Source organism: Paenibacillus sp. EPM92 (genome assembly GCF_016586185.1).
In the GTDB taxonomy this organism is placed as follows: Bacteria; Bacillota; Bacilli; order Paenibacillales; family NBRC-103111; genus Paenibacillus_G; species Paenibacillus_G validus.
Window position 1 is genome coordinate 49,925 of the sequence record NZ_BCPS01000009.1, and the last position, 17,974, is coordinate 67,898.

The window sequence follows — 17,974 nt, forward strand, 5'->3', positions numbered from 1 at the left end:
AAAACCGGAACAGCCGGACCATCAAGGCCCGGCTTGTCGAAGGTGGGAATTAGAGCTTCATCCGCTGCAGGCGCAGCGCGTTCAGCACGACCGAGACGGAGCTGAGCGCCATGGCGGCTCCCGCGAGCCAAGGGGCGAGAAAGCCGCTTGCTGCGATCGGAATGCCAATCACGTTATAGGCGAGCGCCCAAAACAAGTTTTGGCGGATGTTGCTCATCGTTTTTTTACTTAAAAAGATGGCGTCCGGAATACTGTTAAGATCGCCCCGCATCAACGTTACGTCAGCCGCTTCCATGGCGACGTCCGTTCCGGTTCCGATCGCCATGCCGATGTCCGCTGTCGCAAGCGCAGGCGCGTCATTGATGCCGTCGCCGACCATCGCCACCTTGCGGCCGGCGTCTTGCAGCTTGCGCACTTCGGCGGCTTTTCCTTCCGGCAGCACCTCGGCCAGCACCCGGTCGATACCGGCTTTCGCGGCAATCGCCCGAGCCGTCCGTTCGTTGTCGCCGGTGATCATCATGACTTCGATCCCGAGCGCCTGCAGGCGGGCAACCGCCTCTTTCGATGTCTCCTTGATCGTATCGGCGACGGCCACCATCCCTGCATAGGTACCGTCCACGGCGACCAGCATGGCGGTTTTGCCAGCCTCTTCAAGCATGCTCATCGTCTCAAGCGCCGCGCCGGGGCTAACGCCAAGCTGCGTCATAAGCTTCCGGGTGCCGATGGCAATCTGCTTGCCTTCCACCTCGGCGCGAATGCCGAAGCCGGGAATCGCCTCGAATTGCCCGGCTTCCGGCAGGGCAAGGCCCTGCTCTTGGACGCCTGCCACAATCGCCTCGGCTAGCGGGTGCTCGGAGTTGCGTTCCGCGGCGCCCACCCAACGCAAGAAGCTGGATGGGTCGATGCCTTCGGCAGGCAGCACGTCGGTCAATTCCGGTTTGCCCTTCGTTACCGTGCCCGTTTTGTCCAGGACGATCGTGTCGATTCTGTGTGTCGCCTCGAGGTGCTCGCCGCCCTTGAACAGGATGCCAAGCTCTGCGGAACGCCCCGAGCCGGCCATGATGGAAGTCGGCGTCGCTAGTCCCAGCGCGCAAGGGCAGGCAATGACGAGCACGGCGATCGCCTTCTCCAGCGCCCCGGCGAATTCGCCCGGTTCGACGAAGAAGAACCAGACGAGGAACGTGACGAGGGCGATCCCGACAACGATCGGCACGAAGATGCCGGAGATGACGTCCGCTACCCGTTGAATCGGCGCTTTGGAGCCCTGCGCTTCCTCGACGACTTTAATGATTTGCGCCAGTGCGGTTTCTTTGCCGACTTTTGTCGCCTGGATTTTAAGCATGCCGTTCTTGTTTAATGTAGCTCCGATGACACGGTCTTGGGCGCTTTTTTGCACGGGAATGCTTTCTCCCGTCAGCATCGATTCGTCTACGGAGGACGTTCCTTCAAGCACGAGGCCGTCCACCGGAATTTTCTCGCCCGGCTTCACGATGATCACGTCGCCGGCCATCACTTCGTCCACCGGGATTTCCAGCTCTTGCCCTTGGCGGAAGACAAGCGCCGTCTTGGCTTGCAGCCCCATCAAAGATTTAATCGCTTCGGAAGAACGTCCCTTGGCCAGCGCTTCGAACAGTTTGCCGAGCAATATTAACGTGATCAGGACGGAGCTTGTTTCATAGTACAACTCGACTTGATGCCCGTGAGCGTTCAACGATTGGACCGTAAGATAAAGGCTGTAAAAATAAGCCGCTGAAGTGCCCAACGCCACCAGCACGTCCATGTTGGCGCTGCCGTTGCGCAGCGCTTTGTAAGCGCCGGTATAAAACTGGCGGCCGATCGCGAATTGTACCGGTGTGGCCAGCGCGAGCTGGAACCACGGGTTCATGAACAGAGCCGGCACCCAGATGAAGGACGTGAAGGAGAAGTGACCGACCATCGCCCACAGTAAAGGCAGGGAAAGGAGGGCTGATACGAGCAGCTTCATCCGCATCTTGCGGATCGCCTGCTGCCGGTGGTCCCCGCTTTCCCGGGACTCTTGCTTCAGGGCGGCGGTGTAGCCTAGCTGCTCGACCTTGCGCACCATGTCGGTTATCGACACTTGGGCCGGATTGTACTCGATACGGGCGGTCTCGAGCGCCAGGTTCACATTCGCGCGAGTGACGCCGCCGAGCTTGCCGAGCCCTTTCTCGATGCGGGTCGCACAAGCCGCGCACGTCATGCCGCCGATTTGGAAATCGGCCGTTTCTTTGACGGTACCGTAACCAAGCGCCTCGATTTTTTGCTCCATATCCTGGAGCTTTATTTGATCCGGGTCATACGTGACCGACGCTTGTTCCAGTGCGAAATTGACGGTTGCTTCGGTGACGCCATCGAGCTTGCCGAGCCCCTTCTCAATCCGGTTGGCGCAAGCGGCGCAGGTCATCCCGGTAATTTGCAAAGTCGTCTGCTGCTGCGTTCCTGCCTGGTCGGTTTTCTCCATATCTCTTCTCCCCCCTACACACTTCCTGGCCTCTCTTGCAATCGCCGCTTTACATCCGGTTATGTCTGTTGTCGAGTTATAGGAAAGAGAGAGCACACCAAGTTAACCCAGGTGCTCTCTTTCGCGCGATTCGTCGTTACACGACATCATAGCCTTGATCTTCAATCGCTTCTTTAATCGCGTTCAAGGAAACCTTGCTTTCGTCGAATTCGACGGTTACCGATTTGGCTGCAAGGTCTACTTTGCCGACAGCGCCCAAATTTTTCAGCGCTCCCTCGACGGAATTTACGCAATGGTTGCAGGACATGCCCTCTACTCTCAACGTAACGTTCGACATGCGGTATCCCTCCTTCGCTGATATTATTTCATTAATTTGTTAACCGTAATCAGGAGTTCGTCGATCACGTTGCTTTCGCCGGCTTCGATCCGCTCGATAACGCAGCTTTTCATATGGGCCGCGAGCAGCAGCTTGCCGACTCCATTTAAGGCCGCTTGCACCGCCGCGATTTGGTTCAGCACATCGTCGCAGTACACATCCTTCTCGATCATGCCTTTAACGCCGCGAATCTGACCTTCAATGCGGTTCAATCTCGCAGTCAGGCTGGCCTTTTCTTTCTCGAAATGATGGCTCTTTCTTTCATCGTCCGGCGGGTAGCAGAGAGTATCGCTGCAGGACATCGGATCTTCGACTTCGTGAGAACTGTTCATCATGGTGGGCACCTCCTGTTCCGATACCGATATCATACAGTACCCCCCTACCCTATGTCAACGGTTTTATAAAGTCGTTTATTTGACTAAATCTCCTCCTTTTACTGAAAAATAAGGGCTGACGACATGCAGCTTATCGTCAGCCTCCTCCTTTTATTCAGATGATTCACGGCGGGCCGGAATGAGCTTCAGCAGCGCCTTCATGTCGGACGAATCGACCTTCCCGTCCTTATTCCAATCGCTGAGACTCTTCGCCTGCCCGATGACATACTCCAATGTCGCCGCGGCCCGAACCGAACTGTTCCGTTTACCGGACTCGACCGCCACCACGTGTACAGGAGTCGTATGCCCGATTGTCGGCTTGGCTGCCGGATTGTAAAGAAGCGACTCTCGTCCCGGTTCTGTTCCGTCCAGCGAGTAATAATAAGATATGCCGCTCACGGAAGGCAGCACAAGCTGAGATTGTTCGTTGAACGAAACGATCGGCGCAGCCGCCGTATCGGCTTCGAACACCCCGTACGTGGAGAAGTGCGAGATGTGCACCGTGACTTGACGGGTATCCGGATCGATGGATGTTGGTAAAGCTTCCCATTGTTTTGTCGATTCGTTGTAGTCGAATACTCCGACTTTGGATAAGTCCGCCGCGGCATTCACCGGCAAGGTAAGGGCAACGGTGCTGCCCGGAGCCAGCGTTACGTTGGACAGTGAAATATGTGCCACGCTGCCTGCTACTTGCATGCCTGGTCTCATATCGTCCGTTGCGCCGGCGGTCACCAATACGGTTGCACCGCTGCCCACGCCGGCACCGGCCAAATTAAGGATGATGCCGCCGTTAAATACCATAGGCCGGTTGGTATCCGCAGCTACAGGCTCACCCATAGGATACGGGGCCCTTTTTACAACGGTAACCGTAAATAGTTGTTGAACGCTTGCCCCGCCCCGGCTAATCGTAGCCGTTAAGGTAACCGTCGCATCGCCCGCGCTGTAAGCCGGTCGATTCACCGTACCGTCATTACCGACCACCGCCGTATGGCTCGAACTCCATGAAATCGATGAACCTTGCGCTCCTGTCGCAGGTAACTGCATATTCGTCGTAATACCGCCCAGGTTATAGGACGTATGGATGAACTCCGTCAACTCGACTTTCGCTCTCTCTACGGCTGTCTGGTCTTCCGCCCCTGTCGGCTCCAGCTTCAGCACCTTCACCGCAAAAAGCTTCTCGCTGTATGCTCCGCCGCGGCTAATGACCGCTCTCAGCGTTACTAAAGCATCGCCCTGGCTGTACGACGGTCGCACGACGGTTCCATCCAGCGCGATAACCGAAGGTTGGCTCGAGCTCCACTGAATCGTTGTTCCTTGTACACCTACGGATGGGAGGTACACGCTTGATGTCACGCTATCGATGTCCGTGTTCGCCTGGCGAAGCTCCAGCCAAGTTAAGGCATGATAGGCCGCGTTTACCGCGATGGCATCCGCATCCGTCTCCGGTTCTTCCTCAAGAACGGTAAGGATGAACGGCTGCAGGGCGCTCGCGTTGCCTCGTGTCAGCTTTGCCGTCAGCGTCACTGTAATGTCGCCCGAACCGTAGGCGGCTCTCGTGACCGTTCCGTTTGGTGAAATGACGGACGATGCGCTGGAGCTCCATGTAATCATCGTTCCCCTTGCGCCTTTCGTAGGGAGGGCGAGATTCGAAACCACTCGATCCGGCGCGCTGTTCCAGCCGCGGATCGACTCCCACGTCAGCGCCGCCTTCGCGGCTGCCACCGCCGCTTCATGGTCGGCCGTTGCCGGCTCGGCCTTCAGCACCGTTAACTCAAATGTCTTTGTCTGCCATGCGTTTCCTTTACGAATCGTCGCTGTCAACGTAACATTCGCGTTTGTCCCGTAAAAAGGCGGGCGATGGACGGTACCGTCCACGTCCACAACAGCGGTCTGATCGCTTTGCCATTCAATCGTCGTACCGTGCAAACCGATAACCGGCAAATGCACATTTTGCGTGACGCTCGCCAGACTCAAGTTATCGCTTTTAATTTCGTTTTCGTCTAATGCCGCTTTCGCTTCCAGCACCATATCCAGCGCGCTCAGCGCCGGACGCGCGATGCGAACGTCATAGTGCCTGGTCGTACCGTCCGTCGCCGTTGTTGTCAGATGAAGCGTCGAAACGCCCTTCGGAAGCGGATCGATCGTAATCGTGTTATCGTTCACCGTATAACTCAAAGCAGCCGGCGATGTATCGTGGACCCTAAACGAGCTGCTGCTGTCGCTCATGATAACCGACAGCATGACGCTTTCCGCCTCCACCTCTGCCGACCAAGCCGGGGGCGTCGTGCTTGCATCGTATTCGAAGTCGTTTTCCCCTACCCGAACCTTGGCGATATCCGCGTTGCCCTCCACTTCGGCCAGCAGGTAAGGATCGCCGGCAACGCCGCTGCCGGTCGTCTTGCTAACACTCGGCTTCAAATACACAACCGGACGAACCGCGGACGGGGCGTCCGAGTAGCGTACATGGCCCAATGGATCTACGGCCAATATGAAATGAGCATTTTCGGACTCCGCCCGAATCGGATTCATCAGAAAATACGTGAACTCCGATTCGTAAGCGGACAGCTCCGCCTTGAGCGCTTCATACCGGTCAACCCCCAGCAGGCCTACATTCGCTACAACCTTACTTTCGAACGAGCTTCTCGTCATGTCGGCAAGCGGAGCTTCGTAATTTAGCAAATACAGGGTTTGATCGAAAGGATGACGCTGAACCAGGCTCTGATCGGCACCCAGCTCCCCCCAGAACATGTGGTTCAAATAATGGGCGATACTCCCCGGCTGCTCGGGCCGGAACACATAACCATCCGCTTCTGCGCCCTCAAAGTACCATGAAGAACCGCTGACGCCCCAATGGCAAGTACCGTCATTGTCCGTCGAGTCAGGGCAGCCCGTATCGACCTCTTTCAACAAAAGCTCGCGGCGGTCTTTATCGACGACGATCCATTCTTTGGAGCCTAGAGACACGATATCTCCATTGTTGATGCCGATCAGCGGAGACGATTCACGGAAAACCGTCAGTCCGTATACGTTGTGATCGGCACCCTTGGAAACCGTAATCGTGATTTCGTTCGAGCCCGGCCTCAGCGAAGGCAGCGTAATTCGACCGTTCGCATCCAGCACATCGGGCGATACCGAGAGAACGGCGTCTGGATCGTTCGTCTCGGGCGTCAAACTTAGGGTGCTTACATCGTTCGGCACCTGGATATAGTAATGCTGAGCCTCATCCGAAACTTCGGGAAAAACAGCGTAACCGCCGTCCACAGCCAACGAAGACAAGTTCAATTCGCTGCTGTACTGGATAGTTGCCGTATAAGGGTCGCTTTCGTTCCCCGCCCAGTCCGAAAATTTCAGATAAAGGGTGTGAACCGGATCGCTCCCTCTGAGCAAATAATCAATCTGAGGCACATACGGGTAATTAGCCGTATGCTCAAATTCGGGATCCTCCGATACGATGACGCCGGACACGCCGGACCCCGTTCCATCCGTTGCGCTCAAATCCAAGGTTACCCGGCGGGAGAACGTCTTGGCCGCTCCGCCATTCACCGTAAAGCCGCCGGTCGGTTTCGTTTCGTCCATCTCATAGATAACGGGGAAATAGTCCAAAACCTGTTTTTGATCATCGGTGCTTACCCCAATCAGCAAAGGCTCTGCGCTTTGCCAGCTGTTGGCAATGCCCGCCGCGGGGCTAAATTCCAGCGATACCGGGCTGTCGGCTGCAATGATCTGATCCTTCGCAGGCGTTAAATAGTACACGCCGTTCCCATCCGATCCGATGTGCTGCAGCGCCGTATCATTTAACCGGACCGTTTCGGCCGCCTCGTTGCTTATATGGAACGGCACTTTCAAATAAATCCGGTTATGCTCGCTGATTTCGCTTCTCGCCGTATAGGTCAACCTATAGGCGACGTTCTGCGCACTTGCCGTCAGATTGGAGGCTGCCACGTTTAACGAGCTTGGCGCTATCGTACCGTAAGCGACAGCCGGAGTCGTGTCCTTGCTCGTCGTCACTTGAAATTGAACGCTGCCCATCGTCGGCGGGTTACGAAGAGCTCCTTGCTTCAAGACAACGTTAGCCGTCGAAGAAGCAGGCATCTCACCGAGCCAAATTTCCAGAACGTCCTCGTTCGAAGTGTTTGTCGTAAGGATGACGGCGCTGGCAGGAATGTCGTTCACCGTCACCGCAGGGAGGCCGCTCCAATAAATCCTGTTGTTTTCTTTGAAATTGAAAGTAAACCCTGGCGTCAGGGCCAAATAAATCTTATCTTCGTGCGTCAATGGCTCCGTAGGCGTAAAGGAGAGGCTCCATTCGGTCTCGTTATACACCCTTGCAGTTTCCGGCGACGCCGTTACGCTCAAATGATCAACAGCGCTCGGAGCAGCACGGTGTACCCGGATCGTATAGGACACATGCAGGTTGCCGTCATTCGAAGTCGTCGTGATGACGAATGTGTTGGATCCGCTTGTCAACGACAAATGGTAAGGGATGCCCGGTTCCATCGTTTCCGTACCTAAATGCAAAGTGATGGTCGACTGCAACATGCTATATGCGGTAATGTCGATGCTCTCCTGACCGTACGGGACGTCTACATCGAATTCAAAATGCGGATCGAAAGCATTGAGACGAGAAGTCAGATCTTCGGTTCCGACGATTAATCCGGTCAAAGACGGATTTTCCACGATGCTGACGGGTTCCGATTGCCTGTTTACCTTGAAGGCATACGTGCCCGCTCCCGGGTTGGTTAATCCGGCTGTCGGCAGCAGCGTGACATCATTCTGCTCGTGCGCTGCGAACGGCAAATCCGTACCCGTTCCGCCGGAAATCGAAGCAGCCGCGGATTTATCGGACACGGCCATCGGCAAAATCAACAGCAGCGCGAAGAAGAACGGCAGCAGCCACCTCATCCGCATCCGCGGCTTTCCTCTCTGCCGTATGTAATGAAACTCATCCCCAATCATGCGAGCTTGCTCCCTTCGGATCGATAAATAGTAGTATAATTATACCATAAAAGGAGAGATAGGGATTAACTTTCGAACTATTAACGGGCCGAATTGACCAAGCATATAAAGTTTTTCCCGGTGCCGCCCATGACGACATTCCGTCCATCGCCCAAACCATTAACTGCGTCAAACTTTAATCCGATTAAGGATGAAAGGGGATGCCGGGCATAGCTTAACAGCTTAAATATTCATGTACGTTATGGTTACTGTAAATGATTGTTAAACAAATGAAACGTGTGCCCTCCGGCAAGAAACTCTCCATGGCGAACAGTACAAGCCGCTTCCGGGTTTCAAGGAAATCAGCCTCGAACGTCGAAGGATATAGCACGACCTTCCCGCAGCTGTTCCATCGGGTAAGCCGATGCCGGTTGCCGGTTTAACCGGTCGATGAATTGGAGGCTTGTAAGGATGAACCGTATGCTGCATTCCCTGGATTTATGGAAAGGTGACCGGTATTTGGCGCCGCTGGCCAGAGACGGTACGTACGAAAAAATAGAAATGCTCAGCCTGGATATCTTCGATACGCTGCTGCTGCGGGCGTGCGACCATCCCACCGACGTCTTCAGGAGAACGGCCGAACGCGCGGTTTCGTCCGGCTCGTTGAAGCGGTCCGTCAGCCCGCACGAATTCCGCTCGATGCGCGGAACGGCCGAACGCCGGGCCCGGGATAAGCAGCTGCGGCTGCAAGGCCACGACGAGATTACATTGAGCGACATCTACGCCGAAATGCCGGCGCATCTCGGCCGTCCGGAGGAGGTTCTGCGCATCGAACTCGCCACGGAGGCCGAGACGTGTTATTTGAACCCGAACGTGGCCTCCCTGCTGCGTTGCTGCAAGGCTGCGGGCAAACGGATCGCCCTCCTGTCGGACATGTACTTGTCCTCGGATCAGCTGCTGGACCTGCTGGCGGCGGCGGGGCTGGAGCGCACGGAGATCGACGTGCTGCTCGTCTCAGGAGAGCAGCGCCGGAATAAGTCGACGGGCGGCTTGTTCGAACGGCTGCTGGAGCTGTGCCCCGGCCTGTCGCGCGAAGCGATTGTACATATCGGGGACAACGAGCGGGCGGACGTGCGAGGCGCTGCGCTGCAGCGCATTCGCGCCATTCACTATGCGGTCGTGCCCGAGTCCTTCGACAGCGCTTACCATTGGGAGGCGGTCCGGCATCGCGACGTGCTGCCGCCGTTGAAATCGCTGCGCAAGCTGGCGGGGGTCAGTCAGCGTCAGCCGGAGACCGGGGCGCCTGCCGCTGCTGAGACGGCAGCCTTTCACGAGATCGGCGCGGGGATGGCCGGTCCGTTCTTGACGGCGCTGTGCGACTGGGCGATTGACGTATGCATCGCGGAGAACCGCACGGAAGTGCATCCGCTGATGCGCGAAGGGGTGCTGCTCACACCTATGCTGGAGCAGGCTGCTCGTTCGCGCGGCATTCCGCTGCGCGTTGTGCCGCTTTACGTATCGCGCCAAGCGACGTACTTGGCTTCGCTCAGGCGCTTCGACGAAGCCGAGCTTGAACGCTTGTTCCGTTCCGGCGACGCGAAGGTCGGCGAATTGCTGCAGAAGCTCGGCCTGGCCGAGGAGGCGCACGCGTTCGGGGAAGCGCTGGGCCTCTCGCTGCAGGAATGCCGCACGATGAAGGATGAGCAGGCCGGCACGCTGCTTGAGAAGCTGCGGCGGTTTCTGCTCGAAGCGCGAACACGCGCGAAAATCGACGCCGCCATCGCGCACCACCGGCAGCTGTTGTGCGATTACTTGAAGCAGACCTGCGAAACGCCGGAGCGTATGGTGACGTTGGATATCGGCTTTCACGGCAACATCAAAAAGTCGCTGCACGCCGCGTTGAAATACGGTCGCGTTCGTCCGGAACATCCGGAGCAATCGGAAGGCGCGGCATCGCGGGCCGGGGAAGATCCGCCGACGATTCATCTGCTTGCCGTCGGCGGCGCCGGAATCTGCGACCTGCTAATGGAGGGAATCGATATTCGTTCGTTCCTCGGCAGCTCGGGCGAGAATGAGGAGCTCGGCAAAGCGCTGGTGCGCAGTCCCGCCTTTCTCGAAGAATTGATGATGGGCGCCTTCGGCTCGACGACGGGATACGCGAGGGACGAGCAGGGCCGTGTACAGCCGCAGTTGGCGCACGTATCGCTTAGCGGGGAGGAGCTCGCCTATAAGCGCGCTTTTCAGGAGGGGGCTCTGGCATTTCAACGTTATTATTACGCGTGGAAAGCGGAACGCCCGGATTGCCGCCCGGCGCTGGGCGCCCGCGAATCCTTCAAACCGCTGCATCGGATGATTGACATGCCGACGCCCCAAGAAGCCTCGCTGCTCGGCAATCTCCGGCATCAGGATAACCATTTCGGAACGTACACGCGCATATGCGAGCCGGTGGACGAGCGCTGGTTCGAGCACGGACGCCTGCATTTCCTCGATCACGGGAGCTACGACCCGTCGGTCGTTAACGTATACTGGCCTCAGGGCACGCTGACGCGGCGGCATCCGTATGAGCTGTACCTTCATCACCTCCGGCAGCAGGACGCGACAGGCTATCAAGGCTTGCTGCTCCGGATGTGTCTGGCGGCGAAGGAGCAAGGGGCAGCCGCCCTGCATCTGGTCGGATCGGGCGCTTTCCTGGAAGCCGCCAAACGCGCCGCCTTCCTGCACAAGCTCGCCATCGCCGAAATCGTCGATCCCCGGCGGGAGGAGAGCTGGGCCGCCTTCCTGCTTGCGGCGAAGCGTGCGGAGTCCAGCGGCGGGCGGCGGCATATTTGGCTGGCCTCGGTGTCCGAGGCCGAGGTCGTCGCGTGGCGCGAAGCGATCGCGCAAGCCGTTCGGGGGAGCGGCACAGGGGCAGGAACGTGGGAAGGAACGTGGGAAGGAACGGAAGCCGGATCGGGAGGCACAGCGGAAACCGGAACGACGATTGCCGATCCGTTCCTCGCGCCGGTGTTGACTCTCCTTACAGCGCCTCGACTTCCAGCTCGGACGTAAAAATCGTGCGCCCGTCCTGCTCGCTCCGCCCCTCGATATAAATCAGGCCCGCTTCCGCCAGCGCGGATGCGTCGCGGAAGAACGATATCGTATCGCCGGGCAGCGCTTCCTGGACATAGTTGACCTGGATCGACTTCACCCGGCAGCTTCGATATTGCTCGATGGAAAAACAATCGACGATGAAATCAACATACTTGGAGTTGTTCAGGTGGCCGTTAACGTCGATGTCGCTGATGCCGATCACCCGCTTGTAAACCGGCTCCGGCGTACCGGACGGCTTGATTTTGCCGAGTTTGCACAGGATGGCTCTCTTCGTCTCGAACGCCGGGAGATCGATCGCCACCGAGTCGGACTTCAAGAGCTCCCTCTTATCGATGTCCAGCAGGACCCAGGTGGAAACCGCCCTCAGCAGGACGTTCCCCTCGTTGTCCATGACCGCATAATCCCGCTCGAACTCATATTTCTTCGGCGGCTGCGGCCAGGTCTCGATTCGAATCTCTTCATTCCACCGGGGGCGGCGCAGCAGCTCGACGCGGATGCGGGTTAATATCCACGCCGCATTCCGCTTGAGCTCGACAGCCTGAATACTCAAGCCGAGATGATCCGCATGTCTGCTTGCGATCTCTTGAAAAGCGTTGAATACGGCGCTCAGCTTCATGCTTTTTAGAAAATCGACATCACCCAAAGCAATACGGTACGTGTTCGTGTACACAGCGCGCTTCTCCATCTTCGATCCGTTCCCTTTCGTCAGGAAGCCCCGAATGCCTTCGATTCGGCCGCCTCGGTTTACTCGCCTGCCTGCAGCAAGCTTTCCGAAGCATACCGGACCGTTGTCCGTATGTCAACGGCCCTTGTCCCTATTTGTTTCCTCTCCCGAGAACCGCACACGCGGCAGAAATGTAACGCATTTGAAACATAGCGATGATATTCTCTTAACATTCATAGGTTATGATTTAGTTAACCCCCCTTTTTTCATATAGTAAGCTTTAGGCCCGCCGCGTGCGGGCCGTTTTCTTGCCCCCGGGAACGCAAACGACCGACTCCCGCCGGACGTACCGGAAACGACGGATATGGAAAACTTCCGCGAACGAAGGACTAAGATGCGATGGATACGCAAGTGGACGGATCATAAAAAAACGCCGCTCCATCCAGGAGTGACGTTAAATGAATGATTTTGTGTTAAATCGAAGCGGACTACCCGATCAAATGCCCGGTCGCATCAAACTTCCATTCCCGGGCGGCGCCGGTCGCTTCCATCATCGGATGAGCTTCTACCTCCGGAAGCAAGTTCTCCGAGACGAGAATGTCCTCCAAGGCCAGCGTATGCTTGATCCTGACGACCTTCACCTGATCGTATTCTCTTCTTCCCGCCGTGCAGACGGCTACGGATATGGCCTCTTCATCATTGTGAAGAACGAGGGGCAGCTTCCCTCCGCCTATTTCCATCGCGGTAATCACGTTAGTATACATGGTCGCAAAGTCGATTTGCTCCACAACCCGGCGTGTTGTAAAATCGGCCAGGCCGATGCCGACCGCGCTTCCTTTCGTTTCCTCCGTTAAGCCTCCGACTACAATTTTCCGGATCGCCGGGCCTTCCCCGAACGTCCTGCTCGCGCCGGAGCGCCCGATAATATTGGGGTCCATGCCGCTGCCGCTGATGTTTTTCCCGATTTCATCGACGATCAGAACATCGATGTCATTCAGCCACAAGCGGGGCATCAACCGTTTCGCCTCGGCGAGCAATTGTTCTTCCCGGTGCGGAAGCTGCTCCTTCGGCACAAATTCAATATGCGCCGTTTCATGGTACGCATCTTCGACGATGCCCACGCCGCCAAGAATGGGCGTCCGCTCCATCATCAGCGCTCCGACAGCCGGCAGAAGGGTGCCGAAGCGTTCCATGCCGAATTTGTGCAAATAGCTGGCCCCTTTATGTTTGCCAAGGCCGATGCCGAGCATCTTGAGAATGCCGCTTTCGATCGGGCCCTTAAAGTCGGTATGGGGCTTAATCCGCGCAACGACGATAATACCGTCCGCCTGCTCGTAAGCGATTCGATCGAAGTGAACCTCCACACCGTCAAGCACGGTGCCCAGATAGACGGTATCCATCGAGGCCCGGACCGGCGCCCCCACATTCTCTTCGTGAATGCCATACCCGGCGAGCAGCCGCTCCTGGCCTTCCGCTCTTCCTCCGCCATGACTGCCCATGGCCGGAACGATGAAAGGCACCGCGCCCAGCTTCTTCAGTTCCTGAACGACTGCGCGGACAATGAGCGCGAGATTCTCGATCCCCCGGCTCCCGACGCCTACGGCAATTCGCATGCCGGGCGTAATTTTACCGCGAACGTCTTCTCTCCGGAACTGACCGCCGATGATTGCTTCCATGTCCTCCGGATCGATGCGCCTCGCATCGAACCGCTGTCTGACCGGAACCATCCGAGGCAGCCGGACAGGCTCCATCGCCGCAAGATTCACGCGCCCCAAGTTCAAGTGTATCCCTTCGCCCCGGCCGTCCGACGCACCATTCATAAAGCGGACTCCTCCCGAATCTTGATCGCTTTCAGCCTGTGCATGACAAAGCTGCGCCCCGGCTAGCGAAGCAAATTCGCCGGTTCTTTACCCGCGAACACATCAAGCAGCGCTTGCGCCGTAACCAGTCCTACCCGGCGGTACGTTTCAACCGTTTCGGCTGCCGTATGCGGCGTCGAAATCAGGTTGTCGAGTTGAAATAACGGATTATCCGCCGACACCGGCTCCTGCTCATATACGTCAATGGCCGCGCCTGCTATAGATCGCGTTTGCAACGCACGGTGAAGCGCCTTCTCATCGACAAGCGCTCCCCGGGCCGTATTTACGAAAAACGCGGTTTTTTTCATCATCGAAAATTGCTCGTCGCTCATCATATGATACGTTTCTTTCAAGCTCGGCAGATGCATGCTGACCACGTCGCTGCGCTTCAGCACATCATCCGAAGAAACCAGTTCAACCCCATATTCTTTCGCTTTATCTGCGTTCGGATATTTATCATAGGCGATGAGCTTCACATCGAAGCCCTGCAGCTTCTTCGCCGTCATCTGCGCGATATTGCCGAATCCCAGCAGCCCGACGGTTTTCCCCTGAATTTCCTCCCCCACATAGCGGTCCCAATACCCGCGTCTGGCGGACTGATGCAAGGCAGGGATGTTGCGGATCATGGACAAGATCAGCCCTACGGCCAGCTCGGCTACGGCGTTCGCGTTGCCTCCCGGCACGTTGGTCACCTGAATGCCGTACTCGCGCGCTTTGGCCAAATCGATGTTGTCGACGCCTACGCCGAAACGGGCGATCGCCTTCAGATTCGGCGCCAGCTTGAACACGGCTTCATCCCAGGTATCGACGCCTGCAATGACGCCGTCGATATCCGATACGAGAGGAACCAGCTCCTCGAACGTATGCGGACGTCCCACCCGGTTCTCGATGATTTCGCAGCCGCCCTCTTCCAGAAGACGCTTCGCTTCCGCGCACAGCGTCGAATAATTGGTCGCCGTAACCAGCACCTTGTTCAATCTTGTCATTATTTAACTCCTCCTACGGTCATGCCGCTAACCATATATTTTGAAGTGAACAGATACATGATGATGACCGGAATGGAAGCAATGATGGAACCGCCCATCAGCGGACCCCATGCAAAGACGTCACCCACGATCATGTCGGACAATCCGAGCGTAATCGTCTTGTCGACACTTTTGGTCACGACGACCAGCGCGTACAAGTATTCGCTCCAGCACAAGGTGAACGCGAAAATGAATGTAGCCGCAATCCCCGGAGCGGACAGCGGGAAGATGATGCTCAGCATCGTGCGGGCCCGTGTGCAGCCGTCGATCATCGCCGCCTCTTCGATTTCAACGGGAATCGATTTGAAGTACGAGATCAGCATCCAGGTCGCATACGGAATCGTAATGGTCGGATAGATCAGCATCAAACCAAAGATCGAATCATTCAATCCAATCGTGGAGACCAGCATGTACAGCGGAATGAACAGCACCGCCCGCGGCATTAAATAGGCATACAGAATGCCTTTGGAGATCATGGTGCGGCCCCGGAAGCGCAGCTTGGAGATCGCATAGGCCGCCAGCATGCTGACGACAATCGACAGAAAAGCAACGATCAGCGAGACCAGCAGGCTGTTCTTGATGTTGGTAAGAAAACCTTTCTCCATAATCAGCTTCACATAAGCCGACCACGTGAAATTTTTAGGCCAGAAGGATGGCGTCATATTATAGATTTCGCCTTGCGATTTGAAGGACGTATTCACCATCCAATAAAGCGGAAACAGCGCGCATATTAAGAGGACGGCCAGCGTGACGTAAACGACAATTTGTTTGCCGATCGATTTATTTTCCATGCGCATTCACCTACTCGTCGGACGAAAGCGAACGCTTCGTGACGAAGTTGATCAGCATGATCAACGGTGGCATCGTCAGAATGGCAATGGCAATCGCTTTCCCCAAGCTCATATTTAAAAATCCGATCGTATAGCTAAGTGTGGATAAAACCTGTGTGCCGTTGGATGGGCCTCCGCGTGTCAGCAGCCAAATGATTTCAAAGTCGTTAAGCGTCCAGATCGTCGTCATCACGGCAGCCAGCACCGTCACTTCCTTGACGGAAGGCAGCGTCATGTAGATGAACCGCTTGACCGCGCCCGCGCCGTCCAGCATCGCCGCTTCGTACATTTCCTTGGATACCGTCTGCAGACCCGCCAGAATGGCAATCCCCATGAACGGAATCCCTCTCCAGACGTTCACCAGAATAACCGAGAACATGGCAAGATCCGGGGTAGCCAGCCAGCCGACCGGAGCGCCGATCAGTCCGGTCTTCAGCAGCAGAAAATTCAGCACGCCGCCGACATCGGAATAAATCCACTGCCACGTAAATACCGACACGATGGTCGGAATCGTCCACGGGAGGAACAGCAGGACCCGGAACACATTGCGCAGCACGATTTTCTCATTCAAAACGAGCGCCATGATCATGCCGAATACCGTTTTGCCGATAACCGCCACGACCGTGAAGATGATCGTATTCCATACCGCTTTCCAGAACAACGAATCCTTCATGAGCTCGATATAGTTGCTCAAGCCGGTAAACGTTGCCGGTACGCCCACAACCTTATTCGTAAAACTTAAGTACAGCGCCCAGCCGAACGGAAGGACCATAACGGCAAGTAAATAAATCAGCACGGGACTCATCAGCATATAGGCAAGTTTGTTGTCCGTATTCGTTCTCAAAGCTTATCCCCGCCTTACTTGTGAAGCTATGGAACGACCGCACTGCGCGATCATTCCATAGCGTGAAATGTAAAGATTACTTTTTGTTGTAAACTTCCTCAATCTTCGTGTGCAGATCCTTAACCGCCGTCTCAGGCGTATAATTCGGCTCCAGGAGCAGCTTCTGGAACGCGTCGTTCACGATGCGCAGGTTGAATATTTCTCCGGCCTTCGGATTGTACTCGCCCGGGAAGCCCAAGAAATTGAAGCCTTTGACCGACTCGACGAAAGCTTTATTCTTCTCTTCCTGCCAAACCGGCTCGGTCGTTAATTTGGTATAAACCGGTCCTGTCAACGGCGCGCCCTTCTCGATCCATGTTTTATACCAGTCGGCATTCAGCATGAACTCAACAAACTGCTTGGCCAGATCCTTGTTCTTGGAATCTTTGAAAATCCCCAGGTTGTTGCTGATTCCCGGAATGAAGGTTCCCTTCGGTCCTGCCGGATAAGTGGCGATCCCGGTTTTCTCATACAAATCCGGGTTATCCTTCTTAATGGTGGCCAGGGTGCTTCCGACGTTGAAAATCATCGCCGCCTGGCCGCTTAAATACGCTTTGTTGTTCCCGCTGTCATCCCATCCGAGCGCGCTCGGCGGCGTGCTCTTGTCCGTCAGGAAAATATCGCGGATAAATTTCGTCGCTTCGACCGATTCCGGCGAATTCACGATGACCGTCTTGCCGTCCTTCGTATCGAGGGAGCCGCCGTAGGACCAAATAATGCCGCGCGTCAGGAATTCCGCATCGGAGTTGCCTTTGCCGTAGCCCATGCCGGCGCCGTATACGCCTTTGCTCGGATCGGTTAACGCCTTGGCCATTTTTCTGAACTCTTCCCACGTTTTTGGAGGGGCGTCGAAGCCCGCGTTCTTCAGCAGATCTTTCCGATAGTAAAGCACCTGGGATTCCGTCCAGAACGGCACGGCGTATTGCTTGCCCTGGAACGTGACCGCCTTCTTCATGCTCTCCTGGATTTCGCCGTTCGTGCCCTCCAGCTTCTTGACCACGTCGCTCAAGTCCTCCAGCACGTCTTTGCCGTAGAACTGGCCGACCTCCTGGTAGCCGAAGTACGAAACGTCAGGGGTTGTTTTCGACTCGATCGCCGCGGACCATTTCGGATAAAAATCTTCATAAGCGATCAGCTCGATGTTTACGTTCACATTTTGGTCCACTCCGAACTGCTTGGCCCGTTCCAGAATCAGCTTGTTCTGATCCTCGAACAGCTGCTTTTTCATCCAAAAGGTCAAGGTTGGCTTCTGCCCGCCGCTTGCCGCGCTTCCGCTTCCTTCCTTGGTCGTCCCTGTTCCGGTTGTGCCGGCGCTTCCGCCGCTGCTGCAGCCCGCTGCAAGCGAAGCCATCAATGCGACGGCCACCGTTCTTGTCATCCATGTTTTCATACGAAGAAAGACCTCCCGTGGTAATCTCGTTTAGGCGGCTATCGCCTCTGCGCGATTAGCCCCTACATC

At 56.3% G+C, this 17,974-nt stretch carries 11 protein-coding genes; 1 reads left to right on the forward strand and 10 read right to left on the reverse strand.

Annotation, left to right across the window (positions count from 1 at the left end):
* Positions 1–49: 49 nt before the first annotated feature.
* The 4 genes from JMF85_RS01475 to JMF85_RS01490 all read right to left on the reverse strand — a co-directional run bounded on the left by JMF85_RS01475 (position 50) and on the right by JMF85_RS01490 (position 8,137).
* Positions 50–2,479, reverse strand: coding sequence for a heavy metal translocating P-type ATPase (locus JMF85_RS01475; RefSeq protein WP_201317623.1), 2,430 nt, complete (start codon positions 2,477–2,479; stop codon positions 50–52).
* Between the two features lie 136 nt (positions 2,480–2,615).
* Positions 2,616–2,816: a copper chaperone CopZ gene (gene copZ, locus JMF85_RS01480; protein ID WP_201317624.1), complete on the reverse strand. Its 201-nt coding sequence runs from the start codon at positions 2,814–2,816 to the stop codon at positions 2,616–2,618.
* 23 nt (positions 2,817–2,839) lie between these two features.
* Complete coding sequence (locus JMF85_RS01485; RefSeq protein WP_201317652.1) at positions 2,840–3,157, reverse strand: metal-sensitive transcriptional regulator; 318 nt, start codon at positions 3,155–3,157, stop codon at positions 2,840–2,842.
* 183 nt (positions 3,158–3,340) lie between these two features.
* Complete coding sequence (locus JMF85_RS01490) at positions 3,341–8,137, reverse strand: cadherin-like beta sandwich domain-containing protein (protein WP_201317625.1); 4,797 nt, start codon at positions 8,135–8,137, stop codon at positions 3,341–3,343.
* Between the two features lie 498 nt (positions 8,138–8,635).
* Between JMF85_RS01490 and JMF85_RS01495 the strand changes: the two genes are divergently transcribed.
* Positions 8,636–11,212 (forward strand): HAD family hydrolase, encoded by a 2,577-nt coding sequence (locus JMF85_RS01495; RefSeq protein WP_201317626.1) that lies wholly within the window; start codon positions 8,636–8,638, stop codon positions 11,210–11,212.
* Here JMF85_RS01495 and JMF85_RS01500 read toward each other — a convergent pair.
* From JMF85_RS01500 to JMF85_RS01525, 6 genes are all read right to left on the reverse strand, one after another.
* On the reverse strand, positions 11,181–11,939 hold the full coding sequence (locus tag JMF85_RS01500; protein ID WP_054795775.1) for an acyl-[acyl-carrier-protein] thioesterase: 759 nt from the start codon (positions 11,937–11,939) through the stop codon (positions 11,181–11,183). The genes JMF85_RS01495 and JMF85_RS01500 overlap by 32 nt on opposite strands.
* A 467-nt stretch (positions 11,940–12,406) precedes the next feature.
* Entirely contained in the window at positions 12,407–13,738 is a 1,332-nt protein-coding gene (locus JMF85_RS01505) for a nickel pincer cofactor-dependent isomerase, group 22 (RefSeq protein WP_127606776.1), read from the reverse strand.
* A gap of 62 nt (positions 13,739–13,800) precedes the next feature.
* Positions 13,801–14,763 (reverse strand): phosphoglycerate dehydrogenase, encoded by a 963-nt coding sequence (locus tag JMF85_RS01510; protein ID WP_127606774.1) that lies wholly within the window; start codon positions 14,761–14,763, stop codon positions 13,801–13,803.
* Positions 14,763–15,593 (reverse strand): carbohydrate ABC transporter permease, encoded by an 831-nt coding sequence (locus JMF85_RS01515; RefSeq protein ID WP_127606772.1) that lies wholly within the window; start codon positions 15,591–15,593, stop codon positions 14,763–14,765. The genes JMF85_RS01510 and JMF85_RS01515 overlap by 1 nt, the downstream gene beginning before the upstream one ends.
* A 10-nt stretch (positions 15,594–15,603) precedes the next feature.
* Entirely contained in the window at positions 15,604–16,476 is an 873-nt protein-coding gene (locus JMF85_RS01520) for a carbohydrate ABC transporter permease (RefSeq protein ID WP_230876177.1), read from the reverse strand.
* Positions 16,477–16,552: 76 nt separating this feature from the next.
* On the reverse strand, positions 16,553–17,905 hold the full coding sequence (locus JMF85_RS01525) for an ABC transporter substrate-binding protein (protein ID WP_054795773.1): 1,353 nt from the start codon (positions 17,903–17,905) through the stop codon (positions 16,553–16,555).
* Positions 17,906–17,974: the final 69 nt, after the last annotated feature.